The 6,223-nt window shown below is 54.4% G+C and carries 4 protein-coding genes; 1 reads left to right on the top strand and 3 read right to left on the bottom strand.

Annotated features, from left to right (window positions below; translation table 11 throughout):
• Nucleotides 1-88: 88 nt before the first annotated feature.
• The 3 genes from mscM to rsgA all read right to left on the bottom strand — a co-directional run bounded on the left by mscM (nt 89) and on the right by rsgA (nt 5,534).
• Nucleotides 89-3,403: a miniconductance mechanosensitive channel MscM gene (gene mscM, locus FDX24_RS00025; RefSeq protein ID WP_137363623.1), complete on the bottom strand. Its 3,315-nt coding sequence runs from the start codon at nt 3,401-3,403 to the stop codon at nt 89-91.
• Between the two features lie 17 nt (nt 3,404-3,420).
• Nucleotides 3,421-4,389 (bottom strand): archaetidylserine decarboxylase, encoded by a 969-nt coding sequence (gene asd / locus FDX24_RS00020; RefSeq protein ID WP_048212901.1) that lies wholly within the window; start codon nt 4,387-4,389, stop codon nt 3,421-3,423.
• A 92-nt stretch (nt 4,390-4,481) separates the two neighbouring features.
• Entirely contained in the window at nt 4,482-5,534 is a 1,053-nt protein-coding gene (rsgA, locus tag FDX24_RS00015) for a small ribosomal subunit biogenesis GTPase RsgA (RefSeq protein ID WP_170973043.1), read from the bottom strand.
• 106 nt (nt 5,535-5,640) lie between these two features.
• Between rsgA and orn the strand changes: the two genes are divergently transcribed.
• Nucleotides 5,641-6,186 carry an oligoribonuclease gene (gene orn / locus FDX24_RS00010; protein WP_003839477.1) on the top strand — a complete coding sequence of 182 codons (546 nt, stop codon included), beginning with the start codon at nt 5,641-5,643 and terminating at the stop codon, nt 6,184-6,186.
• The last annotated feature ends 37 nt before the right edge of the window (nt 6,187-6,223 follow it).

Below are 6,223 nucleotides of genomic sequence, written 5' to 3'. Positions count from 1 at the left end.
CCTGATGGCGCTACGCTTATCAGGCCTACAAGACCCACACCGTAGCCCGGCGTCGGTGCCAGCACCCCTCGTCCGGGCTACTCAGATATTACAAACTTCCCGCCGGGCGGCTGCCTCTGCCCGCAGAACTTAACGTTCTCCCCGTTTGCTTACCCCCCAGACTCTCCAGACGCATCTGGAATGGTGGGAACGGCATATCGATACCGTGCTCGCGGAAGCCTGCCAGAATCAGCTGGTGTATCTCGTGGCGCAGTGGCATACGGTGCCCCATCTCTGCGGCATAGATACGCAGTTCGAAGATTTGAATCCCCTGCTGCAGATCAACCAGAAAGACTTCTGGCGCCGGGTTATCGATAACCAGCGAACAGCGGTGGGCGGCGGTAAGCAGGATTTGTGTGACTTCCTCGCTGTTAGCTTCCGACGGCGCCGGGATAGTTAACACGACACGCGTGACCGAGTCAGATAGTGACCAGTTGATAAACTGCTCGGTGATGAACGCTTTGTTGGGCACGATGATCTCTTTGCGGTCCCAGTCGCTGATGGTCGTGGCGCGGGTATTAATTTTCGTCACGCTACCGGTGAGATCGCGAATGGTCACCGTGTCGCCAATACGGATTGGTTTTTCAAACAGGATGATCAGGCCGGAAATAAAGTTGGCGAAGATCTCCTGCAAGCCAAAGCCTAGCCCGACACCGAGAGCGGCCACCAGCCATTGCAGTTTGGACCACTCAATACCGATCATCGAGAAGCCAACCAAACCGCCAATCAGCATCAGCAGATATTTGGTGATGGTGGTGATGGCATAACCGGTGCCGGGGGTTAAATCCAGGTGCTGCAGCAACGCCAGCTCCAGCAATGCGGGCAGGTTTCGCACCAACTGCGTCGTGATGATAAACACCAGAATCGCAATTAACACCGCACCCAGTGTAATGGGCTCTAAACTTTCCACGCCCTGCACCGTGGAGGTGACATCCCATAGTGAGATATTTTCCAGGAAGCCGAAAGCGGAATGAATTTCTGACCACAGCACGATAACCGAAAGCAGGGCGATGAGCATCAGGATAGAACGCACCAGGCGCAATGATTGTGCGCTGATTGCATCAAGATCCACTTCGCTTTCGTCAACATCAATGGCCCCTTCGAGGCTGGTTGAGTGTGGCGGCTCTTCCTCACCCCGCGCGCGCTGCGCCAGCATTTCGGCGCGTCGATGCTTGGCGCGATCGAAGGCCAGTCGGCGGCGCTGGATCAGCATCCAGCGGCGGATGACGTGATAAACCACCAGCAACAAGAACCAAATCGCCACGGACGTCTCCAGACGCGCCAGCAACGCTTGCGACGTGGCGAGATAACCCACTGCCGCGGCGAGAATAGCAATCAGCGGCGCGCCCATCAGCATATTCCACAGCATGCTGTTGACCATGTTATCACTGTTGCCCTCTTTATCGAGGTACAGCGGTATCCCGGCGCGTTTCAGGCTCAGGGTCACGACCGCCAGCGCACCGCAAATCAGAATAAAGCACAGACGTCCCAGTGAGGCGGAGAATTCCCGGTCATTGAGATTATCAAACATAATCACCGCCATGATCAGTGGGACAATCAGTCCGACACTCATCAGGTAGTAGTGCATGGCTTTCGCGACGCGGTTACGTGGCCAGCCAAAGTGGGCAATGAACAGACCGTTGGGGCGCGCGAAGGTGGCGCAAATCATTACCGCCCATAGCATAGGCACCGTGGCGGTTACGCCATCGCCGATCGCAACAGCCAGCGGGTAAGGCCAGGCTTCCTGCAACCCGTAACCGAGTGTTGCCCACAGCACCGGCAACGGTGAGGCGACGAGTATTGACCAGAATACCGTGCGTATCGTCAGCCAGAAGTGGTCCTGGGTAACTTTACCAACACGCGCCGACGAGCGTTCAAGAAAGCGGGTGAAGTGTTTACGTGAAGAAAGGCTAAACCCAACCAGCACCAGTGCACCGAACAGTGGCAGCAGCGTTTCCTTGCTGGTCAGCATCATGATAGTGGCTTTGCCAAGCTGATTAAATGTATCGAGTGAGATCAGACGGCGCAGATCCTGAACAATGTCGACGGGCCAGGAGAGCGAGATGGGGCTGACGTCTGATGTCCAGAACAGATAGCGGTGCGTTGCTTCGTTGACCTCTTTGAGCGCATCTTCCAACTGGCTGTTGGAGACCTTGAGCTTGGTCAGCTCAAGGATCAGCGTATCGCCACCCTGTAGCAGAGAGTTCAGCAGTTCACGCTGAGTGCGCAACTGGGCGTTGAGAATGCTGCTCTGCTCAGCGGTTAGTGGTTGCCCGTCGGCCTGGTGAATTTGACGTAATTGCGGCTGCTTGTTGAGGAGGTCTTCATAGCGCATACGGTGTACGCGCAGCTGCGCCATTTCGGTATCTAACTGCTGGGGTTTGGGCATTTCTGGCAGACGAGAAACTTGTGCACGCAGTGCTTCTCCCAGCATATTTGAAACCCCAAGCCACTGAGACTGCTCTCGCAGCGTATTCAAGGCCTGACGTACCTGCAACGTTTGGCTGGTGGCCTGACGCTGCTGCGAGGCGACCAGATCCATACGTTGCGCTTGCTGATTGAGCGCCTGAGACAGCTCACGGTTAACTTTAAACTGGTCAATGATGCCTTCCGGCAATCCTGCGCTGTTTTCTGCCAACAGTTCCGTGCTCTCCAGCGCACGTTCGGCTTCACGCTGGCGCTGGCTGTTGAGTTGGTTGCGTAATGCTTGCAGATAAGCGTCGAGTTGTTGGCTCTGCTTTTCTGCCAGTTCGGAGCGCATTCGCGCCAGTTCCTGGCGGTTGTTTGCGGAAAGCTGCGCCAGCTCCAGTTCATCGACCTGGGCTTTGAGTTTGGCGGATTCCGCCTGCATCGCCTGATTGAGCGCTGAGTTACTGTTAGCTGTACCCAGGCGTCGCTCAATATCATTTAACTGGCGGCGAGCATCGGTTTGTTGCTGAGGAAGCTGGCTTAACGAGTCGGCGATTTCCCGGGCGCGATCCTGCTCCTGTTGAGCCTGGCGGCTTTTATCCAGTAACTGACTGCTGACCTGAAGGATTTCCTGGTTTAATGCATCCGTCGTGAGGCTGGTCGGTACGCTACGCGGTTCGTCGCGCAGGTTGTTTAGCTGCGCGCGTAATGTTGCGGACAGCTTGGGGAAGTTATCGATAACCTGCTGATATTGTTCAGCACGCTCAAGGGAGCCTTTCCGCTCTTCGAGAGCATTCAGCGCGGACTGGAGCGCCTCGACGGTTTCTGGCTGAGCGGGTTTTGCCGCCTTTGCCTGCTCCAGTTCCTGGGTGAGTTGTTTGGCATCGGGGGCCGTCGCAGCGTACGCCCCCAGGCTGAGGCACCAGGCCATCAGAAAAGTGATAATCAGGCGCACAGCAGCGATTCCTATGTTTAACTTTCGTCTTTTTTGTCGTCAACCAGCGGGCTGGCGTCGTGTTCTGCTTCGATCTCTTCTTTCGCCAGCGGGGCCGGTTCTGCCTCTGGCGTCACGAAAGTCTCGGTCGAGATGGCCATTGGTTGGCCGATTTTGGTCACGGAAAGATCCTGCAACTGCTCAACCAGGTTAACTTTGCCAGGTGCGAACAGGTTGATGACGGTAGAACCGAGCTTAAAGCGGCCCATTTCCTGACCTTTCAACAGCGCTACCGACCCTTCGCTTTCGCCTTCCGGCCAGGTCCAGCGCTTGATGACGCCTTCACGCGGTGGGGTAATGGTGCCAGCCCATACGGTTTCAATGCTGCCGACGATGGTCGCGCCGACCAGAATCTGCACCATCGGGCCGAATTCGGTATCAAACAGGCAAATAACACGTTCGTTGCGGGCAAACAGGTTCGGCACGTTCTGCGCGGTCAGGATGTTCACAGAGAAGAGATCGCCCGGCACATACATCATTTCACGCAGGATACCGTTACACGGCATGTGTACACGGTGGTAATCGCGTGGAGATAAGTAAGTGGTCACAAACGTACCGTTGCGGAATTTGTCAGCCATCTGGTAGTTGCCAGCCAGCAGCGCTTCAAGGGTATAGCTATGCCCTTTAGCCTGCAGCAATTTGTCTTCTTCGATGTTGCCTAACTGGTTGATCACGCCGTCAGCGGGCATGACCAGTACGTTTGGATCGGTATTAATCGGGCGAGCATCGTCGCGCAGCGGGCGAACAAAGAAGTCGTTAAAGGTGCGATAGCTGGCAGTGTCCGGCTTTTGCGCCTCTTTCATATCGACCTTGTAGTATTTCACGAACAGATCGATAACCAGTTTAGTCAGCCATCCCGCTCGTTTGCTCGCACCCCAACCCGCCAGGCGAGTGAGCCATAGTTTCGGCAGAATGTATTGTAGCGAAAGCTTAAATGAGTTTAACAAGGTAGCCTCCAGGCCATAATTTGTTCCCGATCCGGCATATGGGCCGGATCCTGAAAAAAGGGGGACGATTCTAGCGATGCTTAGCTTAGTTGTCAGTCGTCTGTATCAGAAAAGTTTTTACGCGTTTTTACCTGCGCCATGCTTTCCAGGATGCGGTGATAATTTTCAAACCGAATCTCAGCGATTTTCCCTTCCTCGACAGCTTCACGAATTGCACAGCCCGGATCTGCATCATGTTTACAGTCGCGGTACTTGCAATGGCCTAAATAGTCATGAAATTCGACAAAGCCATCAGTGATTTGTTCCGGTTCAAGATGCCACAGCCCAAACTCACGTACACCGGGAGAGTCGATGACATCGCCGCCGTGAGGGAAGTGGTACAGGCGAGAAGCTGTTGTGGTGTGCTGCCCAAGACCAGAGTTGTCGGAGACATCATTGGTCAGGATCTCTTCCTGCAGGCCGAGAAGGTTATTGAGCAGGCTGGATTTGCCTACGCCCGACTGACCGGCGAAAATGCTGATGCGATCGGTCAACGCTTCTTCAAGCGGTTTCAGGCCGTCTTTAGTGCGGCTTGAGACCATCAACACGCGATAACCAATGTGGCGATAAATATCCATCTGCTCGTTAACGAAGGCCATACCTTCGTCGTCCAGCAGATCAATTTTGTTGAGTACGATGATGGGCTCTACGTGCAAGGTTTCGCAAGCCACCAGATAGCGGTCGATAATATTCAGTGACAGCTCAGGTAAGATGGCTGAGACAATTACGATTTGATCGATGTTGGCCGCAATGGGTTTCACCCCGTCGTAAAAGTCCGGGCGAGTGAGTACTGAGGTACGCTCATGTACCGCCTCAACGATCCCTTTAACATTCACGCCCTCTGCTGCCGCTTTACCCGGACGCCAGACTACACGATCGCCGGTAACCAGCGAACGAATGGTACGGCGGATGTTGCAACGGTGAATTTCCCCGTCAGCAGATTCTACGTCGGCATGCATGCCAAAACGGCTGATAACGATGCCTTCAGCGGTCTCGCCAAACAGGTTGTCGTCGTAGTCGGGCTTCTCCGCGGACGTTTTAAGACGACGCTGGTGATTGGCGTTCACGCGGCGCTGTTGGCCTTTGGAGAGTTTATTCTTACTCAATCGGACTGGCTCCTGGTCGCCCATGATGGGCAAAACATTTATGATACACGCAATTTTAGATGAATATAGTCACACTGAATGTGACGTCTGAAGGGTGGAAAATAGCATGAGTGCCAATGAAAACAACCTGATTTGGATCGATCTGGAGATGACAGGTCTGGATCCCGAGCGCGATCGCATTATTGAGATCGCTACGCTAGTGACTGATGCCAACCTGAATATCCTGGCTGAAGGACCGACAATTGCGGTGCATCAGTCTGATGAGCAACTGGCGTTAATGGATGACTGGAACGTACGTACGCATACCGGAAGTGGGCTGGTGGAACGCGTAAAAGCGAGCACCATGGGCGATCGTGAAGCCGAACTGGCGACGCTGGCCTTTTTAAAAGAGTGGGTTCCGGAAGGGAAATCACCTATCTGTGGCAACAGCATCGGCCAGGATCGCCGTTTCCTGTTTAAATACATGCCGGAGCTGGAGGCATATTTCCATTATCGCTATCTGGACGTCAGTACGCTCAAAGAACTGGCGCGTCGTTGGAAGCCGGAAATCCTGGCTGGCTTCACCAAGCAGGGTACGCATCAGGCGATGGACGATATTCGTGAATCGGTTGCCGAGCTTGCTTACTATCGCGAACATTTCATTAAGCTTTGATTTTGTGGATTGCCGGGTGGCGGCTACGCCTTACCCG

The organism is Citrobacter sp. wls716 (assembly GCF_005280975.1).
Lineage (GTDB): Bacteria > Pseudomonadota > Gammaproteobacteria > Enterobacterales > Enterobacteriaceae > Citrobacter > Citrobacter youngae.
Note: the sequence above shows the minus strand (reverse complement) of the source record. Positions and strands in the feature narration are given on the sequence as shown.